Below are 24,185 nucleotides of genomic sequence, written 5' to 3'. Positions count from 1 at the left end.
AAATATAAAAAGAAGGAGGACCGCATTCAAGGTGAAACAAACTTATCATAAAGTGTCTCATGCTCTGATGACTTTGCTGCTTTTGGTATCAACCTTTCTTCCCTTGTTAAGCTCAAGTCCTAGGGTTTCTGCTGCAGAGTTAGGTGAAAGTGATTATCATCTAACTACAGATGTCACTATTAATACTAATCCTTTAAAGGATACAGGCTACGGTGAAGGTAAATTTTACATTGCTCCGACCTATACATTTGCAGATAGCAAAGTATTAAATAATGGTGATACCATGGTTTATCGTGTTCCATCACAGTTCAAAATTGAGCGAACTTTGGAGGAAAACATAAGTGCACCGGATGGTACTGTTGTTGCCAAGTTGGTGACAGATCCTGTTACCAATACAGCGACCATTACTGTCACAAATGCTGAGTATTTTGCGAAAATGCCAGATACCAAGCGTATTCAATCTTCTTTCACAGTGGTTTGGGCTGATAATATGCCTTATGACCAAGAGCAAGAAGTTAATTTCCCAGGTGCTAGAACCTATAGGCTGAAGCGTATCAAGGTTGATGAAGAACCTCAGGGGTATTCCAAGTGGGGTGTTCAGGATTCTAAGGATCCAAACTACGTCAACTGGCGTATCCGTGTCAATCGTGATGTCCAAAATCTTGGTCAAGTTGTCATTGAGGACGCTATTCCAGAAGGTCAAGAGCTGGATGAAGATTCAGGGATTACAGGTTACTACTTTACTGAGTGGGAAGGTGCTTCTGGCACACGTAAATCCTTTAACCCAAGCGATGTCGTTTCAATTACAGACTCCAATCATTTCACAGTTAATGCTGGGGATTTGAGTGGAAGAGGTATTTATGTTATCTACCGGACACGTTTGACAGAGCCAGTTGATAAGGTGACCAAAAAAGCCTTTAACGATGTAACCGTTACGGCTAATGGACAAAAGATGCCAGATTTAGTATCACGTCCATTTGCACCTTTGACAACTCTTGATGGTGTCGGGGAAGGTACCCGTTCGGATGAAGTTATCTTCAAAGTCAAAAAGGAATTGACTGGCCGCAATTTGGCAGATGGTGAATTTACTTTTGATTTGATCAATAAGGATGACAACGACAAAGTTGTTCAAACGGTAACAAACAAAGATGGTGCCGTAACCTTTAAGAAACTTCGTTTCAAAAATGAGGGAACCTTTAACTATGTCATTCGTGAACGAGCAAGCAATCTACCAGGTGTGACAAACGATGCCAATTCAGACATCAATGTCACTGTTACTGTAACAGATAACAATGGCGTTAAGACAGCAGCGGTTACCTATGACCGTGATGCTTTCACCAATACATACAAGTTAGAGCCAGCGACTGCAGCAATTACCGCTAAGAAACTTCTGGATGGTAAAGCACTTGAAGCTGGTAAGTACACTTTCAAGCTGACTGAAGTTGGCGGAAATAACGTGGAACTTCAAGCAACAAATGACGCCAATGGTAATATCAAGTTTCCTGAAATCAACTATGATAAAGAAGGGACTTATACCTACAAGCTGAAAGAAGTGGCTGGAAATGAAGCTGGAGTAACGTATGACAGTAAAGAACATACTGTGACTGTCACAGTGACTGAAAACAATGCTAAATTGGAAGCTGCTGTCGCAGGTAACAATCCAACATTCACCAACAGTTATAAAGACTATGGTGTCAGCTATGAGTTTCTCAGCTCTAACCCAGCCTATCCAAACCTGCCAAAAGAAGTAACGGATTTGCTTCCAGCAGATACTAATCGCTACACTAGTGGTACTAATGTAGACGCTAAGCAGCCTGCTAAAACAAGTGTTACAGTTACTGAAGGCACATGGACTTTCGAAGGCTATGCAGAAACGAATGCACAGACTGTTGCGGATAAGGACCTTAAATTTACTGGTAAATGGAATTTCACTCCAGCACCGAAATATAAGGTAACGTATGAATTTGTAAGCGAAGATCCGAATCGCGCCTTGCCAGCAGAGGTAACAGAATTGTTGCCGACCGATGCCAATGAATACACAGATGGTACTGCAGTTCAAGCGGTTCAGCCAGCTAAGGATTCTATTGAAGTAACTGGAGGTACTTGGAAATTCCTTAAATATGACGCGGATAGTAAAACTATTGCAGGCTCAGATGTCAAATTTACAGGCACATGGACATTTGAAGCTAGACGTCCACAAGGACCAACACCACCACCATCTTCTTCAGATTCTACACCACCGTCATCATCTGGTGACAAACCAGTCGGTTCGACGGATGGAACCCCAGGTAATTCATCAGATAAAGATGGAAAAGATGTTCGTGGATCAGCAACTGGCAAAAAAGTTTTGCCGAAAACTGGCAGTGAAACATCTATCTTTGCGATAGCAGCAGGATTTGCACTGATTCTTTTATCAGCTCTTGTCTATCGTTTCAAAAAAGCTAATTAATTTTAGCTAAACGAATCATCTCAGCTAGCTGAGATGATTTTTTTGTCTTTGTCACCATCTATCCTTGATAATGTACTGACGCTTAAACATATAAACTCTAAAGTAAGCAGGCATTTGAATGGCTGTTTTTACGGTGACTAATATTTTCTGACCTTATTTTGACATTCAGTGAATACTTGTTTTATAAAGAAGATTTGTTATAATAAAATGATAAAAAGTTTCTTTATTTAAAGGGAGATGTTGATGAAAAATAAGAAGTTTAGGGTGATTCCTTTTTTGCCCCTAGTTTTGTATCTACTGGTGTATCTGTACGGTTATTCGGGAATTGAGCCAGAGCCGGAGGTTGCTTATGGTTATCTTTACCTTTTTCTATTTTTAGTTCCTGTTGTCATTGTTTATTTTGTAATTGCTGTTATGAATTTTGCAACACTGATGGGGGAAGTTACTTATTTATTCAAAGGACAGCTGCTAGGGCATCTCTATCGGCTTTATTTTTCTATCTTTTTCTTTTCGATTTTGTTTTGCGGTCTTAATTATTATCAGTTGATAGCTCCATATGGCTCTCAGATGAAAATTAGTGCTGGAGAAGCTTATAATCCCCTAGCAGCTTATGCCATTCCTATCTTGCTTTTTCTCTTAGGATTGTTGGGCAATCTATTCTTTTGGGAGTTGAAAAAGAATTAAGTCCAGGAGGATAAAGAGCAGCAGTACAGCGATAGTAATTGAGGAGTTTTTCTTGCATTTGATCATTAAAAGCCTGCTGAAAATCTATTTGCTCAGGCTTTCTTTGTGCTATAATAAAGAAAAACGATGAGGAGACATTCATGAATCAAACTGTTCAATATTTACAAGAATTAACGGCTATGCCTTCCCCAACAGGCTTTACGGCTGAGGTGGCAGACTATTTGATAAAAACGCTGGAAAGATTGGGCTATGAGCCTGTCCAGACTAATAAAGGCGGCGTCCATGTTGTGGTTAAGGGTGAAAATGATGCCCAGCATCGGGTAGTGACTGCCCATGTGGATACACTGGGGGCTATTGTTCGGGCTATTAAGTCTGACGGTCGTCTCAAGCTGGATCGGATTGGTGGTTTCCCTTGGAACATGATTGAAGGAGAAAACTGTCTAGTCCATGTGTCTAGCAATGGTAAGACTATCAGTGGGACTATCTTAGTTCACCAGACATCTTGCCATGTCTATAAGGATGCTGGGACGGTTGAACGTACTCAGGACAATATGGAAGTCCGTTTGGATGAAAAGGTGACGAATGAGAAAGAAACACGAGATTTAGGAATCGAAGTCGGTGATTTTATTTCCTTTGATCCGCGTACCACGGTTACTGAGTCCGGCTTTATCAAGTCCCGCTTTCTGGATGACAAGGTCAGCGCAGCTATTTTACTCAATCTCTTGCGCATCTATAAAGAGGAAAATATTCAGCTACCAGTGACGACGCATTTTGCTTTCAGTGTCTTTGAAGAGGTTGGTCATGGGGCTAATTCCAGCCTGCCGGAGCAAGCGGTAGAGTATTTGGCGGTTGATATGGGGGCAATGGGTGACGATCAGCAGACAGATGAGTATACGGTTTCTATCTGTGTCAAGGATGCATCAGGACCTTATCACTATGGCTTCCGCCAGCATTTGGTAAATTTGGCTAAGGAGCAGGACATCCCTTACAAACTGGACATCTATCCATTCTACGTGTCAGATGCCTCTGCAGCCATGAGTGCAGGAGCAGAAGTCAAGCATGCTCTGTTAGGTGCCGGCATCGAATCCAGCCATTCTTATGAGCGAACCCATATCGATTCGGTTTTCGCGACAGAGCGCATGGTGGATGCTTATCTAAGGAGTGGCTTGGTGGAGTGAGCAATCAAATTTTTAAAAAATCATCTGAAACGCTTGCATAAAATTGTAAGTTGTGAGATATTATTATATAGAATTACTTTAGGTTAAAAGGGAGAAAATGAAAGTAGTTTGTGTGGATTCTTGTATCCGTTCTAGGGCGTTTGGGATTGACATAGCTCTCCGCAATCGATTTGAACTTTTTGAAGGCATGAAAGTGCCTTATGAATTGTGGGTTTCTGAAACGGATACAGATATATATGCTAATGCCTCTTCTAGACAGCTTGTGCTGGATAGTTATGAAGCCTTGGGCATTGATAGAACCAAGGTTCGTTTTCTGGGCTTAGAATTAGCTGGTAGGAGCCTGCAGGAGTTTGCTGAGGAGGAGCTTGAGCCAGAAGACTGGCTGATGATGGAACGTTTGGATATTCCAGAAAATATTCTCTTGAGACGTGTACAAGATTTTCATGTAGCGCGCGTCCTTCATCAGGATCACATGATAGCCCTCGGACAAGAGTTAAATAAAAAGGTCATGGGCTGGCTTGACCAAGATGTTTTAGACTGTTTGATTTTGGTTGGAGAAGGTCAGGAGGCCTATCTGCCTCAAAAGATGAGGGAAAAGGCCCTCTTTATCCCAACTACCTATGCAGATCAAGTGCTCCAAAATCCAGGAGAGAGAGTCTTTGATCCAAAGGATATTCGCTTGGTGACAGTCAGTCGTTTATCTGAGGAGAAAAACGTTCTATTATTGCTGAAAATCATGGCTTTATTGAAATTTAAAGGTCATAGGCAGTTTACTCTTGACATCTATGGAGATGGTCCAGACATGGCCATGCTACAAGATGTAGTCCAGCTCAATGATTTGGAAGATATGGTTCATTTTAAGGGCTATCACTCTCAGGTGCCTTATCAAGCTTATGATGCCTATATTAGCAGCTCCTTATCGGAAGCCTTTGCGACATCGCTCTATGAGTCTCTGGTCAATGGCTTGCCTCTGATAGGTCTGGATGTGCGTTATGCCAATCGAGCTTATATTAAGCATGGAGAGAATGGCTGGCTGATACCGCAAAATGACGCTAATCAATATATTGCCTATCTGGAGCAATTTAGCCAATTTGGAGAAAAAGAATGGAGGGGATTTTCGGAAAAATCCAAAGAACTTGCCTATCGTTATAACAAAGAATTACTAGTCAATCTATGGGAAAAAGTTTTTAAAATTTCAAAAATAGGAGATTAAAAGAAGAATAATATGAAAAAGACTTTAGGGAAAAAAGTAGAACTGGGAATGAAATTAGTCCCAATTCCTCTGTCTTTACTGCTTGCTGGGACAATGGCAGTGACTGTGCAGGCTGAGGAGGTAAGTAGTGAAACAGAGGGGAATCAAGTCCAAAATAACCAAGCGACTCCTCCTGTCAATCAAGAATTGCCAAATGATGGGACAATCAAAAATACACCAGCAGAGGGACCTTCTGGTCTGACTATCTCAGAAGAAGGAGAGAAGGGAGCAGCCCAAGTCACGCCTGAAATCAAACAGTTAGCTCAAGAATTTTATGACTATCATACTCAGGAAGAGAGCTATGAAATAACTAAGGCTGCAACCATGACATCTGTCATGCCAGAGATACAGTCGGTGGAGCAAATAGAAGAAGCAGCTAAAAAGTATGATCATGCTTATGCGATCCGTAAGATGGATGGTGTCTTTAAATACATTAACTTAAAGGAAGTTGAAAATTTAAATCTAGTCAAAGATGAGGATTTTAGACAAGTTCCATCAAAAAGAGTATCTAGTTGGGATTCATTTATTCAAAATAATACAGCACTCTTCTTTTTGAATAAGTGGGAGTCTATATTCAATCCAAATCCAACACCTGAAGAAGTTGCTAAGATACCAAAAGCCATCATTCCGCGTTCTGAGTTGGATTTGACTGACGAGGGAACCTTTCCTACAAAGAGATTTTTGGAGATGAGACTATGGGGTTACTCAGGTTTAACATTTGAAGAGGCATTTTCTAGAAAGTATTTACCTGAGTCAGATAATAGAGTATTATCTATGAAAGAGATTAAGGAGATTATCCTCACCAGCCCTGCATTCTTTCAAATTCAAGCAGTCGCTGAGGATAATATTTATTATATGAACCCTTTCTTTCAAAAACTGTTTATCAATGGAAAGGAAGTTGAAGATGTTTATGGTAATTTTCCAGGAAAAAAATTCTTATTCTTAATAGATTCAAGAGAAAATGATACGTATAAACTTCGTTTTCAATCTTTTGATTATAACTCTCGATATCCTGTAGGATTTGCGTCTTTAGAATGGAAAAATCCTGAAACATATGATATTGTTAAGAATATTTTGACAAAATATAATCTAGTTGAAAAGCCTTGGGTACATATTGATTGGCTGGGTAAAAATCCTTCTCTAGAGAGACCTTGGTTTGGTAAGGATAATATCAAGACCTTCCACTATAGACTATATCTTATGAAACCTAATGATAAGACCCGCTATTATCTTGATCGAGACTATACGATTGATATCGCAGGAGTTCCTAATATTGCTGAAACACCAGATGGTGGCTTCAAGTTTATAGAAGATACTATCCTTGGTGGTGGAGAGACAACAGGTGGTTATAAAACTGATCAAGGAGAGCTAGACAAACTTTTCAGAACGGTCAAAGCTGAAGGTTTCGTCTTTAAACTTTCAGATGTTAAGAAGGTTAATGAGAGAGAGATCGGACCGGGCAAGGTTCTTGTCCGCTACCAAGACGAGCAGGGGCATTCTATTGCTAACCCTATTACGGATGAGAAGCCGGGTAAGACTAGATACACAGTCAGTCCTAAACCTCTAATTTCCTATAATAACAAGCTCTATACTTATAAATCTCGGCTAACTGCCTATGATGCTGAATCGGGAGAGTATGAAGCAGGAAGAACCAAAGAAATCGTCTATGAGTATGAACTCAGCCAGTTCCAGCTTCCAAATGATGCACCAAGTGAAGACAAGCCCATCATGGAAATGACCCGCTTTGTAGATGAATCGGGTCAAGAGCTATCAGATCCAGAGCGCGGTTTAGTAGCTTCTAAGACTATCGCTGGCTATGACTTCCAGTCTAGCAGTGATAAGGACGGCATTCGCACGCATGTCTATCGCGCCAGTGTGCATGAATTACCGTCAGACGCTCCAAGTGAAGAGAAACAAGTTTTAGAAATAACCCGCTTTGTAGATGAATCAGGTCAAGAGCTGTCAGACTCTGAGCACGGTTTGGTAGCGTCTAAGACTATTGCCGGCTATGATTTCCAATCCAGCAGTGATGAGGACGGCATTCGTACGCATGTCTATCGTGCTAGTGTGCACGAAGTACCAACAGATGCACCAAGTGAAGAGCGCCCAGTCATGGAAATGAGTCGTTTTGTAGATGAATCAGGTCAAGAATTATCAGCCCCAGAGCGCGGTTTAGTAGCTTCTAAAAGTATCGCTGGTTATGATTACCAGTCCAGCAGTGATGAGGATAGCATTCGCACGCATGTCTATCGTGCTAGTGTGCATGAAGTGCCGTCAGACGCTCCAAGTGAAGAGCGCCCAGTCATGTCGATGACTCGCTTTGTAGATGAAACAGGTCAAGAGTTATCAGCCCCAGAGCGTGGTTTGGTGGCGTCTAAGACCATCGCTGGTTATGACTTCCAATCCAGCAGCGACGAGGACGGTGTTCGCACTCATGTCTATCGCGTCAGTGTGCACGAAGTACCGAAAGATGCTCCGGTTGAGGACAAGCCATCTATCGAAATCACTCGCTTTGTAGATGTAGAAGGAAGACCTTTAGCAGCAGCTGAATTCGGTTTGCTTGATGCTAAGACTATTGAGGAGTATGGTTTTGTTTCAGTGTCAGATGCCAATGGCGTTCGTACTTATGTTTACAAGCCAAAAACGCACATTCAGACAGCTTTGGGGACAGAAACATCTGAGCAGAAGAGTCCTGCAAGGGTTGAAAACTCTGAGACTAGTCCGGTTCTGTCTCGAGTGTCCAAACACACATTACCAAATACAGGTAGTGCACCTTCATCATTCTTGGGAGAAGCAGTCGTTAGCCTTTTGGCTTCCTTTGGCTTACTACATTCCAAGAAAGAAAGAAGAAAAAAATAAGGCCAATTCGGTCTTATTTTTCTTTTTCCATATGTTTTCTGTGACTTATCTAGCACTCCAAACACTGACTGATTTTTCCTCCACAGGAAATTCTCCCCAGCCTTGGTCGTCAATAGTTACGATTTGAGAGCTGTTGCCTAGATAATCGCTGAATTCTCTGCCAGCCCATTCTAGACCGATTAGCATGGATTTGCTAGCGGCTTGAGCATTGCTGATAAGGACAGCGATTGGCTGACCATCGTGCTTACCTTGACGAGTCCAGCCGATACAGTTGGCATCGTCGAAGTAGTCGGTTTGCTCACCATAAGCCAGATTGAGACGGATGTCTAGGAGTTTATCCAGTATCTCTTGAAAGCTCTCTTGTGCAAATTCTCCGCTAATGCCATAGTAGTCTCCATAAAAGACGCAGGGCAATCCGGCTTCTCTTAGAAGTATAAGAGCATAGGCGGCTGGTTTGAACCATTCTTCGATAGTAGACTCCAAAGCCTGACCTCTCTGGGTATCGTGATTGTCCACAAAGGTTACAGCCGATTCGGGATGATTTTTTGCAAGTGTTTGATCAAAAATAGTTCGCAGGTCATAGTCTGCTCCAGATTTGCTGGCATCAAATAAATTCTGATGGAGCTTGACATCGACTAGGTCAAAGCGATAGTCAATATTTTCTAGATAATCGTTATTAGCTGTCTCGTCACTATTCCAAAATTCCCCAAAGACATAGAAATCATCGCCGTATTTTTCAGTAATATCTCGGATGAAATTCTTCATAAAGAAGGAATCAATATGCTTAACAGCATCTAAGCGAAAGCCATGTACACCAGTGCTTTCAATAAACCAATGAGCCCAGTCGTAGAGATTTTGGATGACTTCGGGGTGCTTGAAATCAATATCCGCATACATGAGATAGTCGTAGTTGCCATTCTCGTTGTCCACTAGCTCATCATCTGCCCAACCTTTATTGTCCCCTTGGATGAGAAAAATGCCTGACTTGTTGTTTTTGGCATCATAGTCAGTACCGGTGAAGTGGTACCAGTGCCATTCGAAGTCATTATAGGCTTTTTTGCGGCCTGGGAAGACAAACTTAGTCCAGCCTTTGATCTCGAAAGGTTCTGACAAGATCTTTGTGCGGTCGTTAGGATCAACTTCAACAACGGTAAAGCGCTCTTTATAGTCAGCTGCGGCCTTGTGATTGAGGACAACATCCGCAATCGCTTCGATGCCGTTCTGTCCAAGCACCTCAATTGCTCGGAGGTATTCTTCTTTCAATCCATACTTGGAGCGTACGGTTCCTTTTTGGTCAAACTCTCCTAAATCAAAGAGGTCATATACGCCATATCCGACATCATTAGAGCTGGTTCCCTTGAAAGCCGGCGGCATCCAGACCTTGCGAATTCCTTTCGCTGCTAAGTTAGGTGCGTCTTCTGCCAAGCGATTCCAATGCTGACCGTCATCTGGCAGATACCATTCAAAATACTGCATTAAGGTTTGGTTTTCCATATAAATTCTCCTCTTCATTCTCACTGATTGGCTTTATTGTACCAAAAGAAGCAGAAAGGCGCAAACGTTTGCGTCTTTCTGCTTCTATAGATATTTTGACATTTCCATAGATAAAAGATAGAATAGATTGAAATAAAAGCGCTTACATAGTATAATGGGCTTATTATAAAAGATTTTATCTAAGGAAAGGTGTCTTTATGAGAAAGAAAAGACTAGTTACATTACTCTTACCAAGTTTGTTACTTGCACCTTTGGTATTGGCGCAAGCTGTTCAGGCGGATGAGGCGACTCAAGCTAGTAGCGAGCGCACGGACAATCTCAAGACAGAAACAGTTGCAAAGGCTTCTGAAACTGGCTCTCAGGATCAACAATCAACGGCAGTAGAAACTGCAAGTCAGACTTCTTTAGAAGAACCGGTTTCGGAAAAGCAAGAAAAGGCACCACTTGTGCCTGATGAAGCAGCACCTAGCCTTAGCCAAGCGCAGGAGCAGGAGCTTCTGGCTCTGGCTAAAGATGTCAGCTCAGCGCCTTCCGCTGGCTCAACTGCTGTGAAAGGCCAAGATTTGTCTGCCTATACTGGCGGCCTTTCAAACCCTTCCCTCGCTGATAAGGAAATAACCCTGCAAGAGGCTGTAGATGAATTGCTCAAATGGGCAGCAGTCAGTGATTCTCAGTTGGGCAGCAGTGCAGAGGACAGAGCAAATCTTGCAAAGAGTCTGGGGATGATTGAAAAAGAAGCTGATTTGACAGCCAGTGTCCAGGGAGCCAATCTGCAATCTATGTATTCGGTTGCCAAGCGACTGCATGATGCTTATCGCTCTGAAAAGAAAGTGCCCCTCTTTTTGAATGGTCGTTCACAGCCAATTTTTCCATATAGTAGTGGTGAAGATAGATATGAGGAGTATACTTATGAAGGCAGTGAGATTGTTCGTTTCCCTGTCTATGTAGAGACTGACTACGATACGGATGGTGACGGTAAGCGAGATTTGGTCAAGGCTATTGTGCAGCTTCCTAAAGCAGCTGCTAAGGGTGATTATAAGGCTGCGACAATCTTGGAAGCTCGTCCCTATGTCGCTGGAACTTTAGACGAAGATCATGTGACGCTGGAAAGTCTCAATCTGCCGACAAACGGCTCTTATGACATGAATAGCCTCCGCAATCAGCCAGCTAAGCGCCAGCCAGTTTCTAGCATGAGCAGTATTGAGGCGGCAAAAAGAGCAATGTCATCGGATTGGTATTATTACAGTCCTTATGAGGGGATTTATGACTATGAAAACTTGAACTGGTATGATTATTTCCTCGTCCGAGGCTATGCTTTTGTTTCTAGCGCTGGTCTAGGAACCAAAGGTTCTGAAGGTTTTAATACAACCGGCTCTGATTTAGAAATTGAAGCATTTAAAAATATTGTCGAATGGATTAATGGTAAACGAACGGCCTACACAGATAGGACTAATAATATCGAAATCAAGGCCGACTGGGCTAATGGAAAGGTCGGTATGACTGGTCTGTCTTGGGCTGGTACGACAACTTTCGGTGTGGCCACGACTGGTGTTGAAGGCTTGAAAACCATTGTTCCAGCTGCTGGAATTGCCAGCTGGTATGATTATTTCAATAGTCAGGGGTCGGCTTACACCAATCCGCCTTACAGTGATTTATCTTGGCTTTCTCTCTATGTCGCTACACGCTTGCTGGATCAAAAAGATTGGGCTGCTATTGGTAACAAGTATGCTGACTACATTAATCAGTTAAATAAGGACCAGAATGCGCACGGCCGTAACTATAGTCCGGTATGGCAGGAGCGGGATTATACACTGCATCCAGAAAAGATAAAAACCAGTGCTCTGCTAGTTCATGGTTTGAATGATGACAATGTCAAAACCAAGCACTTTGAGCTCATGTATGATGCGCTAAAAAAAGCCAGCCAAGATGTGAAACTTTATCTTCACCAAGGAAATCATATCAATCCAGCTGCCGTATCTAGAGGCTTTGGTATTACAGCTAACAAGCAAGATTTTTATGACTTACTCAATACCTGGTTCTCTCATTACCTTTATGGTGTAGAAAATGATGTCAGCAAACTTCCTGCTGTTTTGGCGCAAAATAACTATGATCCAAATAAATGGACCAGTTATGATAACTGGAAAAGCAGTAATCGCTTGATTCTGACAGCTCAGTCCAAGCGCTTAGAAGAAACGATTTCTAGTGACTACGCGGGAGCGGGAATTGATACTAGCAAGCGTGATGAAGCGGTTAGCAAAGCTTCTTCTAAAGCTAATTTGACCTTTATGACAGATGTCAAAGAGGATATGACCATTAAAGGACATATCCCAGTCCATTTCAAGGCGGCTCTTGCCAAGGGGGGCGGCAGTAATCTGCAAGTCAATGCCCTCCTAGTAGATGTATCAGACCAAGAGTTTGATGTGGTTGGAAACGGTGCAGCCAGCGATGAAAGTCAGAAAAACGGCTTTTGGATGGGCAGCAATCTCAGCAATATGGATATCAAAAATTTTGCGACTGTCAAAACTAAATACAAAGTCATTGCCAAAGGATGGGTCGATCTGGCTAATCCAGAATCGGGCTATGCACCGTCTAGCTCGCAAAATAGTATTGAGCCTCAGATTGGCCAGTTCCACGACTATACAGTCTATTTGCAGCCTAATCTCTATACGGTGAAAAAAGGCCATAAGCTGGCTCTGGTTTTCAACACATACGACCCAAGCGACCTCAAAATTGATCGTCAATATGAAGTGACTTTCAAGACGGACTCCATCAGTGCCCTAATACCTACTTTGGAAGCTAGTCGCCTGCAAAAGGCAAACTATATACCGAATGCTCTTGATACAGCTTATGCAGCTCTACCAGAGATTATTGGTGCGAAATTAGTCGCACCAGCAATTTTAGAAGTTCCTGAGTATATCTTAGATAACGTGGAAAGTAGAGAGGCTCCATCAGTTCAGGTGGTGGTTCACTATGCAGAACATTATGAACAGGCAGTAGGAAAAGTTCAGAAGATAAGCAAGCAGCAAGCTCCAACTGCCTTACCTGAAACTGGCAGCAATTCAGATAAGGGAATCCTGCATTTTGGTCTTGCTCTGCTAATCAGCACACTAGGCTTATCTAGTTTAGCAAAGAAACACAAACAACCTTAGTGGTTCTATTTAAAAAAGCAGCTAGAATTTCATAGTTAGATGAAGTTCAGTTGCTTTTTGCTTTATCTTGTAGCAGTCGTTAGGCAGAGACGAGACAAAAAGGCGCAAAAAGAGTATACTAATCTGTATAGAAATCGGTAAAGGAGCTCTCTTATGATTGAATTTAAAGATGTCACTAAAGTTTATGAAGGAACGGTAGCTCTCAATCAGCTGAATTTGACCTTGCAAAGCGGAGAAATCGTCGGTCTGATTGGTCACAATGGCGCCGGAAAATCTACCACCATTAAGTCATTGGTCAGCGTCATCAATCCTAGTAGTGGACAGATTTTTGTAGATGGGAAAGAATTATCCGCTAATCGCTTGGAAGTCAAGAAAAAAATCGGCTATGTAGCTGATTCACCAGATTTATTTTTGCGCCTAACTGCCAATGAGTTCTGGGAACTGGTAGCGACTTCTTACGATATGACAAATGCTGAAGTAGAAGAGCGATTGGGAAATCTGCTCCATCTTTTCGACTTTGGCTCTCATCGGTATGAGGTCATTGATTCATTTTCTCATGGGATGAGGCAAAAAGTCTTCGTTATTGCAGCTCTTTTGTCTGATCCAGATATTTGGGTGCTGGATGAGCCGCTGACGGGTCTTGATCCGCAGGCAGCTTTTGACCTCAAGCAGATGATGCGCCAGCATGCAGATAAAGGAAATACAGTTCTCTTTTCAACCCACGTCTTGGAAGTTGCAGAGCAGCTCTGTGATAAGGTGGCTATTCTCAAAAAAGGGAAATTGATTTTCTATGGAACCATTGAAGAACTAAAAGGCCAACATCCAGAACAGTCTCTTGAAACCATTTATCTTGGTCTAGCAGGCCGCAGAGAAGAGGTGAGTCCTGATGCGCATTAAAGCTATAAAAAAACTCGTTGATATCAACATCCTCTATGCTATTCAGCCGTCTCAGCTGCAACAGTACCGCAAGATGCAAGCTAAGAATCCTGAGCGCAAGGTCAATGTATCGCTGAAGGCCATCCGCATGTATCTGATTTTAGGACTGGTCTATCTCTTTCTTTTCGGCTTGATGGGCTCCCTGAACCAACTGGTTGGCAATCCTGGTCTCTTTGCCAATTTGGTTTCTGCTTTTGCTCTCTTTTCTATGTCTCAGGGCTTTCTGGTTTTTTACAATGTCTTTTATGAAAGCAAGGACTTGCAGTCTTATCGTCCCTACGCTTTTAGCGAAGCAGAAATCATCGTCGGCAAAAGCATTTCAGTTATTCTGACCTTGCTGATTGCCATTTTGCCTATGTTCAGTTATTTCTTGGTTTTGGCTTTTCAAGGTGGCAATCCTTTCTTTGGGCTTCCCTTGGCTCTGCTTGCCATTCTGATTTTAAGTTCAGTCATTACCTTTCTTATTTTGATTGCCGTCCACTTTACTACCAAGACAGCCTTTTTCAGGAAGTACAAGACCATCCTGTCCAATGTCATTCTGGCTCTTGTTTCCGTTGGCTCCTTTTTCCTCTATTTTATGATTAATCAAATGAACAGCAGAAGCGTTATAAATCGTACGGAGGTTAAAGCTTTCTTCCCTCCAGTTCAAGCTTTTTATGATTTTATCCTTCATCCTTTTCATACAGCGTCCTTGCTGGGATTTTTGGGATGGGTGGCAGTTGCGGCTCTTCTATTTTTCATCGTAAAGACCAAGGTGATTCCAGAATTTTATGAGGCCGCTCTCATGACGGGTTCCTCAGTAGGAAAGCGGGAGCGCGTGCATGACATCAATATTGCGGAAGCAAAAAATCTCAAAAAGTTTGTCTGGCGCTACAATATCAGGCTCTTGAGTGAGGGTTCTGTCATTATGCAGGCTATCTTTATGTCGGCCTTTCTCCCTTACATTGTCATTTTCAGTATGGGAATGGGCATGATACAAGGCGGCCTGTCTTTGACTTCTTATCTGGGACCACGTTTCCTCTTGCCAATGATGGCCCTGGCTGTTTTGATTGCAACACTAAACTCAGGCGGCAGCAACCTTACGGCTATTGGGATTTCTCTGGAAAGGGAAAATTTTGATTATCTCAAGGTTCTCCCCTTTGATTTGAAGCAGTATATTCATCTGAAGTTTTGGCAGCTCTTTGCCGTCCAGTCTATCCTGCCTTTGACCTTGCTTTTGATAACCAGTCTTGTTTCCGGTATGCATCCAGTTACTTTCTTGGGCATGGTGATTGTTTGGGCCTTGATTAGTCTAATGTGGAGTTCTTGGGGTTACTACCGAGACTATAAGCATCTCGTGACTAATTGGTCCAATGTCACAGAATTGATGAGCCGAGATAATAGTATGGTGAAAACTCTCTTAGCCATCGCTCTGATTTTAGGAATGTTGATTGTCATTACTCTTCTCTTCTTTATATCCAATGTTATTGCGCCTCTAGTAATTTATACGATAGTAGCTCTAGTTCTAGTAGGATTAGCTGTGTTGTCTTACATAGTCCACAAACACTACATGAAAAAGCTGAATGAAGAGTTAGCAGTATTTTATTAAAAGAGCATCAGGAAGTCGAAAGACTTTCTGATTTTTTGACTGATAATCATCAAAATAACAGTTCTGCAAATGTACAGAACTGTTATTTGTTTTTCTTTATTTTTTCTACATCCAGTGGCATGAAAGTCGCCATAACTCGACCGATGAGTTTAGGTTCTTCCTCATGCGGGATAAACTTATCACTGTATTTTTTATTAAGGGAAATTAAGCGAATTCCTGTTGGATCATTGAAAACCCTTTTAATAATGGTTTGGCCGTCATAGTCAATTGCATAGATAGCACCGGCAAGCTCAAAATGAGTCTGCTTGATTAGGGCTACGGAATCTCTCGGATACTTAGGCTCTAGCGAGTCAGTTCGCACCCAGAGGGCAATATCGTAGTCGATTTCTCTGTCCAACCAGACTAAATCAGCTTGTTCAGGCTTATGCTGAGAGAGATAGTAATTCTCATAGACCAAGTAGGGAAAGTAGTCATCCTTTAAGCTGGCTTGTGTTTCTTGCTCAGTCAGGCTAGCTTCTAGTAGCTTTAATCCTTTCTCCTGTCTGTCTTGGTCAAGTTGCTGATAAATACGATTTAAATCGGGAAATCGTTGAGGGATATCTGCAATTAGTCGGTAACGAGGGTCGATTTCTTCGACCTCTACCTCAAAAAATCTTGCAATCTTTTCTAGATTGGCTGCGATAGGCAGAGATGTCCCTTTGATATAGCCAGTCAGTGTACTAGCAGGAATGCCTGTTTCACGAGACAGTTCGACTTGTTTTTTCCCTGTTTCCTTGAGAAGTTCTTTGAGCTTTTTAGAAATGAGAAGACTTGCTTCCTTATCTTGGGGGCTTGCGGCGCCTCTTCCTCTGGCCATAATATCAACTCCTTTACTTGGTTTTATTATAGCGAATTAAATCGAAAAAGTAAAGGGATAGGTCAATTATCTTAGCCTAATCCTTTACTTTTTTAGATACCTTATTAAATTTCGTAGCCCATTAAGATTCCGCCTTCCTCAGCGTAGAAGCTGCAGAGACCTGAAGTTGGTATTGTTTCGATTTGAGCTTGGGGATACTTTTCTTGTATCAGCTGACTAAATTGCTGGCAGAACTTCTCGTTATTGCGGTGAGCGATGATGAGTCGGCCACCCTTGTAACCAGCTTTGAGTAGCTCTTCGATTGCAGAAGCAAGAGCCTTTTTCGAGCCGCGTGCCTTTTGCAGAAGCTCTAGCGTGCCAGTCTGGCTAGCTTCACCGACCATACGGATATTGAGCAAGCCGACAACGGTTCTCAGAAGTTTGCTAAGCCGGCCGTTTTTGACCAAGTTATCTACCTTTGCCAGAACGAAGAGAAGCTTGGTTTTCTCTTGATAGCGACTAATGACTTGAACGACTTCATCAAAGCTGAGATCTTGCTGAATGAGTTCATTGAGTTTAGTCACAAGTAAGTCCACCTCGCCGCCAGCAGAAAGACTATCAATGACATGAATATGGGCATCAGGATGTTCTTCCAAAAAGATTTTCTTAGCAACCTGTGCACTATTATTGCTGCCAGATAGAGTTCCAGTGATAGTCACCACAAAGATCGTGTCGGCTCCCTCAAAGCTTTTGAGATAGTCATCTGGACTAGGGCAGGCAGACTTTGAAGCAGCAGAAGAAGCATACATCTTCTCCATCATCAGGTCAATATCAAGCTGCTTGTCATCTACAAAAATCTCATTTTCCACTTGAATGGTTAAGGGAACACTTTCAAACTGGGTGTCTTTAGCCAAGTTTTTCATTTCACGAAAGTCACAGCCAGAGTCAGCTATAATTTTCCAAGTCATATTTTTCTCCTTTTTTGTCAAGTATGTACAATAAAAAAATTGACAAAAAACCTGTCTTTTTTTAAAATTATAACATGAAGAATGCTTACTAGAAAGCGGAAACTGTCAGCTGAGACAAGAGGGAAGAAATTGTTATGTCGGAAAAGAAAATATCGGAAAAATCACTCGCGAATTTAAAGAAATACAATCAGGAATCCAATCAAATCACGAGAGAGTCTCTGGAAATTTCTCTCATGCAGCTGCTGGAGAAGAAAGAACTCAAAAAAATTACGATTTCAGAGCTGGTTGAGCGAGCAGGGGTTTCCCGCGCTGCTTTTTACCGCAATTATAGCTCTAAAGAGCAGATTCTGGAAGAGATTTTTAAAAACACTGTTCAAGGTATTACGGATAAATTGGAAGAGTTTAACTTTAAAACTGAGATGTACCAAATTTGGCTTTTTCTTTTTAAGGAAGCCAAGAAAGAAGCTCGGGTTATCAGTCTAGCCATTGACTATAATTTTGAAAAGCTGCTGACTCAGGCCGTGTTTGACTTTTTGGAAAAGCGCAATCGCAATGCTAAGAAAACGACTAACTCTTACATGAATTCCTTCTGGAGTTCGGCAGTTGTTTCCGTTCTTTCCAAGTGGATTAAGGACGGGATGAAGGTTCCAGCTGAAAAAATAGCTTCTCTAGGCCTGCCTCTTTTCCCACAGAAAAAGAAAATTAAATAAAACAAGTGAGTCACAACGGCTCACTTGTTTTTAGCTTCTGTAAGAAGCTAGTCAGTTCTTTTTGGTTCCTTAATTCGTAGAATTTCTGAGGAAAGGTTTGACGGATTCTCTTATATCTTGCCAGTGCTGTTTGACGTCGTCCTTTCCAAAGAACCCAGCAGATAAATTCCCAGTCAAACTTTTCTGGACAGCCTGGAGTCATGCTTTCTCTGGTCCGGTTGCGGTATTTTAGATAGCGTTTGAAAGCTCGATAGAGGCAGTTCCAGCGAGAGAAGTTCAGAAAGATAATTTGGTCGGCTTCTGCCATCCGCCGTTCATAAAAACACCAAGAATAGCTGCCGTCAATGATCCAGTCGGTATTTTTTGACAAAAAATTGTCCATCTGTTCTCGCATCCAATCATGGTCACTATCCTTCCAGCCAGGTTGATACTCTTCGAAAATCAAATTCAAACTACGTCAGCGTCGCCTTGCCGTACGCCAGTACTGCCTACGGCTAGCTGCCTAGTTTGCTCTTTGATTTTCATTGAGTAAAAAATAGCAATCTATCCATGTGAAGTTTGGGAATGGGGTAGTGGTTGAACAGTTGTGCTACTAAAGTGGATTTGCCAGAACCGGAATAACCAATAATTGCTTTTTTTCATCCCTATCTCTTTTATGTTAGAAACAAAAAAAGCTCCTGAGAGCTCCCTTTGTATGCATTATTTAGCAAGTTTAGCTGAAAGGCGTGCTTTATCGCGGCTTGCTTTGTTTTTGTGGATCAAACCTTTTGTTTCTGCTTTATCGATAGCTGAGCTAGCAGCACGGAAAAGTTCTTCAGATGGGTTTGCTTCAAATGCTTTGATTGCAGTACGCATAGCTGACTTTTGAGCTGAGTTTTTTTCGTTATGTTTCACGTTCAATTCAGCGCGTTTGATAGCTGATTTAATGTTTGCCAAGTTGTTTCACCTCCATTGAAAATACTAACTATCTAATTATATATGAAAAGTTAGGATTTGACAAGCTTTTTTATTTTTTTAAGTAAATTTCATCAATTTCATGATTTCCAGCTTTGTGCAGGATAATTTCTGCCCGATTGCGAGTTGGCTCAATGTAGTCTAGCAGGTTGACAAGGTTAATGCTTTTCCAAACATTATGGGCGAAGGTTACTACTTCCTCTTCTGATTGAGTGGTGAAGCGGTGGTAGTAGTTTTTGGGGTCATTTTCAGCCAGCGTCAGCATTTTTTTAAAGCGATCCAGATACCAATTTTCAATATTTTCGACTTCAGCATCAACATAGATAGAAAAGTCAAAAAAGTCTGTCATATATAGGCGCTCGTTCTGTGGATTTTGGAAAACATTGATGCCTTCGACGATAACAAAATCTGCAGCCTTTACCTCCTGCATTTCCTGAGGGACGATATCATAAGTTTCATGCGAGTAGACTGGAATTTGGAAATCCTGACCGTTTTTTATGCTGTCCAGAAAGGAAAGAAGTAGCTCCATATTATAGCTTTCTGGGAAACCCTTGCGGTTTAAAATGCCATGATCTTCCAAGGTTTTATTCGGAAATAAAAAACCATCTGTGGTAACTAGCTCGACTGTCGCATTTGAAAAAGTCCGAGAAAGCAAAATCTGCAGCAAACGGCTGGTGGTGGATTTCCCAACGGCCACACTACCAGAAACTCCGATAATAAAAGGTTGTTTTCGGCTTTCCTTTTGTAGAAAAATCCCCTTGGAAAAAGCCAAGTCTTCCTTGGAACGTTTATAAATCTGAATGAGATTGGTCAAGGGTAAATAAATGTCCGTCACGTCCTGCAGGCTGATCTTATCATTGAAACTCTTGATGGAGTTAAGTTCCGCCTGAGTCAGAGGCGGAGTTGTTTTACGGTGCAGGTTTTGCCAAGTATGGCGGCTGATTTTTTCAAAGTGAAGAAATTCGTTAGTCATAAGTTACTCCTGTATGATGGACTTTAGTATAACATACTTTTTGGAGAAATGAAAACGATTTACAAATCTAGGAAAATTATGATAAAATGGTTGTATGACTAAAATGTATTTTGCAGAAAATCCTGATGCCAAACATGATATTCATGAATTAAATGTGGAACTGTTAGGACAGCGGCTGACTTTTTTGACAGATGCTGGTGTCTTCAGTAAAAAGATGATTGATTATGGCAGTCGGGTTCTTTTGTCTGTCTTGGACTTTGAAGCTGGAGAACGGGTCTTGGATGTTGGCTGCGGCTATGGGCCACTAGGTTTGACTTTAGCCAAAGCGTACGGAGTGGCTGCGACCATGGTAGATATCAACCAGCGGGCCTTGGACTTGGCTCAGAAGAATGCTGAGAGGAATCAGGTATCTGCTCATATCTTCCAGTCAAATGTTTATGAAAAGGTCAGTGGCATTTTCGACCATATTATCAGTAATCCGCCTATCCGTGCTGGTAAGCAGGTTGTACATGAGGTTATCAGCGGAAGCTATGAGCATTTGACAGAAGGCGGTGATTTGACCCTTGTGATTCAGAAGAAGCAAGGAGCGCCCAGTGCCAAGTCGAAGATGGAAGCTATCTTCGGTAATTGTGAGATTGTTAAGAAGGACAAAGGCTACTATATACTAAGGAGCGAAAAATAGGATGCGTGCTGTAGATATTATCCAAAAGAAGAGAGACGGTCTGGAACTAACCAGTCAGGAAATTCAGTGGCTGATTGAGGGTTATGTGGACGGGACGGTGCCTGATTATCAGATGGCAGCCTTTGCAATGGCTGTCTATTTTAAGGGAATGACAACTCAGGAAATTTCAGACTTAACCATGACGATGGTTGGAACTGGTGAGCAGTTTGACCTGTCGGAAATCGCAGGTATAAAAGTAGACAAACATTCCACCGGTGGTGTTGGTGATAAAGTGACTCTGGTCTTGGTTCCTTTGGTGGCTAGCTTTGGTGTGCCCGTTGCTAAAATGAGCGGCCGCGGGCTGGGCCATACTGGAGGAACCATTGATAAATTGGAATCCATTAACGGATTTCAGGTGGAGCGCAGTCAAGAAGACTTTATCAAGCAGGTGCAGGAAATCGGCTTATCAGTAATCGGGCAGTCAGATCAGTTGGTGTTGGCGGATAAGCTACTCTATGCCTTGAGAGATGTAACAGCAACTGTTGATACGATTCCGCTGATAGCCAGCTCTGTCATGAGTAAGAAGATTGCGGCTGGTGCAGACAGCATCCTTCTGGATGTGACGGTTGGTGAAGGCGCCTTTATGAAAAATATAGAGGATGCTCGCGTGTTAGCTCGCACTATGGTCGATTTGGGCAAGGCTGTTGGCAGAAAAACAGTAGCCGTTCTGACAGATATGAGTCAGCCTTTGGGAACCAGCATTGGCAATCGTCTGGAAATCTTAGAAGCTCTGGATATCTTGCAGGGCAGGGGTCGTGAAGACATCACAACTTTCATTTGTGAGTTGGCTCAGATTATGCTCGGACTGGCAGATGTTGAGAAAACGGTGGAAGAAGTAAGAGAACAGCTGACCAACGGTGCTGCCTTGAAGAAATTTGAAGCTATGGTTGTAGCTCAAGGTGGTGACTTGGAAGATCTCTATCGTCCATCAAGTGCAGTTCATATTGTAGATGTGAAAGCAGAACAGGCAGGTTATATCACTGAACTGCCTGCTATGGAATTCGGCCTCTTTGCCATGAGACTTGGAGCAGGACGGGCAGTTAAATCTGACGACTTAGATTATGAAACAGGAATTGTTTTCGAAAAGAAAGTCGGAGACAAGGTCGAAATTGGAGAAGTTTTCGCAAAAATTTATTCAAATGAAAAAATTTCTCAAGAACTAGTTACAGATTTTCAAAAAAATGTTAAAATAGGTGATGAAAGCGTTGCAGTAAGCGAGATTATCGAGGTTATTGCTTAATTCTAGGAGAAGCCAACATGAAATTAAACAAATACATAGACCATACGCTTTTAAAACCTGAAGCGTCAGAAGAGCAGATTCTGAAGTTAATTGAAGAAGCAAAAGTTTATGATTTTGCCAGTATCTGTGTCAATCCAACCTGGATAGAGTTTGCTGCGGAGCAGCTGAAAGGATCAGATGTCAAGGTTTGTGTGCCAATTGGTTTTCCTTTAGGAGCCAATACTTCCGATGTGAAAGCTTTTGAAACGCAGGACGCAATTCAAAAGGGTGCGGGCGAAGTGGATATGGTCATCAATGTCGGCGCTCTGAAGTCTAAAGATTATGATTTGGTAGAGCGAGACATCCGTGCGGTTGTAGAAGCTGCTAACGGTACCTTGGTCAAGGTAATTCTGGAAACTTGCTTGCTGACAGATGAGGAAAAGGTTAAGGCTTGCCAACTGGCTCAGAAAGCTGGAGCTGATTTTGTTAAGACCTCTACAGGATTTTCAACTGGAGGTGCGACAGTCGAAGATGTCGCCCTCATGAGAAAAACAGTTGGTCCTGACATGGGGGTTAAGGCTTCTGGTGGCGCTCGTTCTTACGAAGATGCTCTGGCCTTTATTGAAGCTGGTGCGACTCGGATTGGAACTTCGGCCGGTGTGGCTATTATGAAGGGAGAAGAAGCTAGTGGCGACTACTGAGTTGATTGACTTGGCTGTCCAAGCTAGTAAAAATGCTTATGTTCCCTATTCTCATTTCCCTATCGGAGCAGTTTTGGTCGCTAAAGACGGACGGATATTTACTGGCGTTAATGTTGAAAATGCCAGTTTTGGCTTGACCAACTGTGGAGAGCGGACAGCTATATTTAAGGCAGTTTCAGAAGGAGTTTTAGACTTCGAGGAGCTGATTGTCTATGGTGAGACGGAAAAACCCATATCACCCTGTGGTGCCTGCCGCCAAGTAATGGCAGAATTTTTTGCTGAGGATCTAAAAGTGACCTTGGTCGCTAAAGATAAATCGACGGTCGTGATGACGGTCAAGGAATTACTTCCATATTCTTTTACAGATTTAACATAAGTCTGTTATCGGTCATCTGACCAAACTCAAACTTGCAACTGTGTTGCACATCTTAATTAGGAGGTTCAGAAATGAACAAAAAACAATGGCTAGGTCTTGGTCTAGTAACTGTCGCAGCAATCGGACTTGCTGCATGTGGAAACCGTGCTTCTCGCTCAGATTCTTCAGATGCGAAAACTGACTTGAAAGCTGCTATCGTAACAGATACTGGCGGTGTTGATGATAAATCATTTAACCAGTCAGCTTGGGAAGGTTTGCAAGCTTGGGGTAAAGAAAACGGTCTTTCAAAAGACAATGGTTACACTTACTACCAATCTAATGATGAGTCTCAGTACGCAAACAACCTGAATCAAGCTGCTACAGATGGTTACAAGCTAGTATTTGGTATCGGATTTGCCCTTCGTGATGCGGTTGAATCTGCTGCCAAAGATAACACAGAAATCAATTATGTTATTATCGATGATGTTATCGAAGGACAAAAGAATGTTGCTTCAGCTGTCTTTGCTGATAATGAAGCTGCTTACCTTGCTGGTGTTGCTGCTGCAAAAACTACTAAGACAAAACAAGTTGGTTTCGTAGGTGGTATAGAAGGCGCAGTTATCACACGTTTTGAAAAAGGTTTCGAAGCTGGTGTGAAATCAGTTGATCCATCTATCAAGATTCAAGTAGACTATGCTGGCTCATTCGGCGATGCTGCTAAAGGTAAGACAATTGCTGCTGCTCAATATGCTGCAGGTGCAGATGTGGTTTATCAAGTTGCTGGTGGAACTGGTGCTGGAGTATTTAACGAAGCTAAGTCAATCAACGAAACAAGAAATGAAGATGAAAAAGTTTGGGTACTTGGTGTTGACCGTGACCAAACTGAAGAAGGTAAATACAAGTCTAAGGATGGTAAAGAGTCTAACTTTGTTTTGGCATCAAGCTTGAAACAAGTTGGTAAGACTGTCCAAGACATCGCTAACCAAACTGCTAAAGGTAAATTCCCAGGCGGTAAAACTACAACCTTCGGTCTGAAAGACGGTGGAGTTGACTTGACAACTACAAACCTGTCAGAAGATACTAAAAAGGCTGTTGAAGAAGCGAAAGCAAAAATCCTTGACGGCAGCATCACTGTTCCTGACAAATAAAACAATTTAAGA

At 42.1% G+C, this 24,185-nt stretch carries 19 protein-coding genes and 1 pseudogene; 14 read left to right on the top strand and 6 right to left on the bottom strand.

Annotated features, from left to right (window positions below):
- Positions 1 to 31 precede the first annotated feature (31 nt).
- The 5 genes from FOC72_RS05360 (at position 32) to FOC72_RS05340 (ending at position 8,422) form a co-directional block, all read left to right on the top strand.
- Positions 32 to 2,449, top strand: a complete 2,418-nt coding sequence (locus tag FOC72_RS05360; RefSeq protein WP_002895684.1) for a Spy0128 family protein — start codon at positions 32 to 34, stop codon at positions 2,447 to 2,449.
- A gap of 237 nt (positions 2,450 to 2,686) precedes the next feature.
- A complete protein-coding gene (locus FOC72_RS05355) occupies positions 2,687 to 3,133 on the top strand; it encodes a hypothetical protein (RefSeq protein ID WP_002895683.1) in 447 nt (148 codons plus the stop codon).
- Positions 3,134 to 3,273: 140 nt separating this feature from the next.
- Positions 3,274 to 4,311, top strand: a complete 1,038-nt coding sequence (locus FOC72_RS05350; RefSeq protein WP_002895682.1) for a M42 family metallopeptidase — start codon at positions 3,274 to 3,276, stop codon at positions 4,309 to 4,311.
- A 97-nt stretch (positions 4,312 to 4,408) separates the two neighbouring features.
- On the top strand, positions 4,409 to 5,524 hold the full coding sequence (locus FOC72_RS05345) for a glycosyltransferase (RefSeq protein ID WP_002895680.1): 1,116 nt from the start codon (positions 4,409 to 4,411) through the stop codon (positions 5,522 to 5,524).
- 12 nt (positions 5,525 to 5,536) lie between these two features.
- The gene (locus FOC72_RS05340; protein ID WP_002895679.1) at positions 5,537 to 8,422 is read left to right on the top strand and encodes a MucBP domain-containing protein; all 2,886 of its coding nucleotides are present in this window, start codon (positions 5,537 to 5,539) and stop codon (positions 8,420 to 8,422) included.
- A 45-nt stretch (positions 8,423 to 8,467) separates the two neighbouring features.
- Here the strand turns inward: FOC72_RS05340 and FOC72_RS05335 are convergent, their stop codons facing one another.
- Positions 8,468 to 9,934 (bottom strand): alpha-amylase, encoded by a 1,467-nt coding sequence (locus tag FOC72_RS05335; RefSeq protein WP_002895677.1) that lies wholly within the window; start codon positions 9,932 to 9,934, stop codon positions 8,468 to 8,470.
- 179 nt (positions 9,935 to 10,113) lie between these two features.
- Here FOC72_RS05335 and FOC72_RS05330 point away from each other — a divergent pair, with 179 nt between their 5' ends.
- The 3 genes from FOC72_RS05330 (at position 10,114) to FOC72_RS05320 (ending at position 15,589) form a co-directional block, all read left to right on the top strand.
- Entirely contained in the window at positions 10,114 to 13,065 is a 2,952-nt protein-coding gene (locus FOC72_RS05330) for a CocE/NonD family hydrolase (protein WP_002895675.1), read from the top strand.
- 153 nt (positions 13,066 to 13,218) lie between these two features.
- Complete coding sequence (locus FOC72_RS05325) at positions 13,219 to 13,962, top strand: ABC transporter ATP-binding protein (protein ID WP_002895673.1); 744 nt, start codon at positions 13,219 to 13,221, stop codon at positions 13,960 to 13,962.
- Entirely contained in the window at positions 13,952 to 15,589 is a 1,638-nt protein-coding gene (locus tag FOC72_RS05320) for a hypothetical protein (RefSeq protein ID WP_002895671.1), read from the top strand. The genes FOC72_RS05325 and FOC72_RS05320 overlap by 11 nt, the downstream gene beginning before the upstream one ends.
- Before the next feature lie 82 nt (positions 15,590 to 15,671).
- Here FOC72_RS05320 and FOC72_RS05315 read toward each other — a convergent pair whose 3' ends face one another.
- Together FOC72_RS05315 and FOC72_RS05310 are read right to left on the bottom strand one after the other, a co-directional pair.
- Complete coding sequence (locus FOC72_RS05315; protein ID WP_002895669.1) at positions 15,672 to 16,445, bottom strand: XRE family transcriptional regulator; 774 nt, start codon at positions 16,443 to 16,445, stop codon at positions 15,672 to 15,674.
- 104 nt (positions 16,446 to 16,549) lie between these two features.
- The gene (locus tag FOC72_RS05310; RefSeq protein ID WP_002895667.1) at positions 16,550 to 17,392 is read right to left on the bottom strand and encodes a DegV family protein; all 843 of its coding nucleotides are present in this window, start codon (positions 17,390 to 17,392) and stop codon (positions 16,550 to 16,552) included.
- Positions 17,393 to 17,526: 134 nt separating this feature from the next.
- Between FOC72_RS05310 and FOC72_RS05305 the strand changes: the two genes are divergently transcribed.
- Entirely contained in the window at positions 17,527 to 18,102 is a 576-nt protein-coding gene (locus tag FOC72_RS05305) for a TetR/AcrR family transcriptional regulator (protein WP_002895666.1), read from the top strand.
- A gap of 10 nt (positions 18,103 to 18,112) precedes the next feature.
- Here FOC72_RS05305 and FOC72_RS05300 read toward each other — a convergent pair.
- From FOC72_RS05300 to coaA, 3 genes and pseudogenes are all read right to left on the bottom strand, one after another.
- Positions 18,113 to 18,731 (bottom strand): annotated as a pseudogene (locus FOC72_RS05300) (P-loop NTPase family protein).
- A 70-nt stretch (positions 18,732 to 18,801) separates the two neighbouring features.
- On the bottom strand, positions 18,802 to 19,038 hold the full coding sequence (gene rpsT, locus FOC72_RS05290) for a 30S ribosomal protein S20 (RefSeq protein ID WP_002895661.1): 237 nt from the start codon (positions 19,036 to 19,038) through the stop codon (positions 18,802 to 18,804).
- Between the two features lie 70 nt (positions 19,039 to 19,108).
- Complete coding sequence (gene coaA / locus FOC72_RS05285) at positions 19,109 to 20,029, bottom strand: type I pantothenate kinase (RefSeq protein ID WP_002895656.1); 921 nt, start codon at positions 20,027 to 20,029, stop codon at positions 19,109 to 19,111.
- 94 nt (positions 20,030 to 20,123) lie between these two features.
- Between coaA and FOC72_RS05280 the strand changes: the two genes are divergently transcribed.
- The 5 genes from FOC72_RS05280 to FOC72_RS05260 all read left to right on the top strand — a co-directional run bounded on the left by FOC72_RS05280 (position 20,124) and on the right by FOC72_RS05260 (position 24,173).
- The gene (locus tag FOC72_RS05280; RefSeq protein WP_002895653.1) at positions 20,124 to 20,711 is read left to right on the top strand and encodes a class I SAM-dependent methyltransferase; all 588 of its coding nucleotides are present in this window, start codon (positions 20,124 to 20,126) and stop codon (positions 20,709 to 20,711) included.
- A gap of 1 nt (position 20,712) precedes the next feature.
- Entirely contained in the window at positions 20,713 to 21,990 is a 1,278-nt protein-coding gene (locus FOC72_RS05275) for a pyrimidine-nucleoside phosphorylase (RefSeq protein ID WP_002895651.1), read from the top strand.
- A gap of 17 nt (positions 21,991 to 22,007) precedes the next feature.
- Complete coding sequence (deoC, locus tag FOC72_RS05270) at positions 22,008 to 22,670, top strand: deoxyribose-phosphate aldolase (protein WP_002895649.1); 663 nt, start codon at positions 22,008 to 22,010, stop codon at positions 22,668 to 22,670.
- Positions 22,657 to 23,046, top strand: coding sequence for a cytidine deaminase (locus FOC72_RS05265; protein ID WP_002895647.1), 390 nt, complete (start codon positions 22,657 to 22,659; stop codon positions 23,044 to 23,046). Before deoC ends, FOC72_RS05265 begins: the two co-directional genes overlap by 14 nt.
- 71 nt (positions 23,047 to 23,117) lie before the next feature.
- Positions 23,118 to 24,173, top strand: coding sequence for a BMP family lipoprotein (locus tag FOC72_RS05260; protein WP_002895645.1), 1,056 nt, complete (start codon positions 23,118 to 23,120; stop codon positions 24,171 to 24,173).
- The last annotated feature ends 12 nt before the right edge of the window (positions 24,174 to 24,185 follow it).

Origin of the sequence: Streptococcus sanguinis (assembly GCF_013343115.1) — a bacterium.
GTDB lineage: Bacteria > Bacillota > Bacilli > Lactobacillales > Streptococcaceae > Streptococcus > Streptococcus sanguinis_H.
The sequence above is the reverse complement of the archived record's forward strand: the minus strand, read 5'-3'. Positions and strand labels throughout refer to the sequence as shown.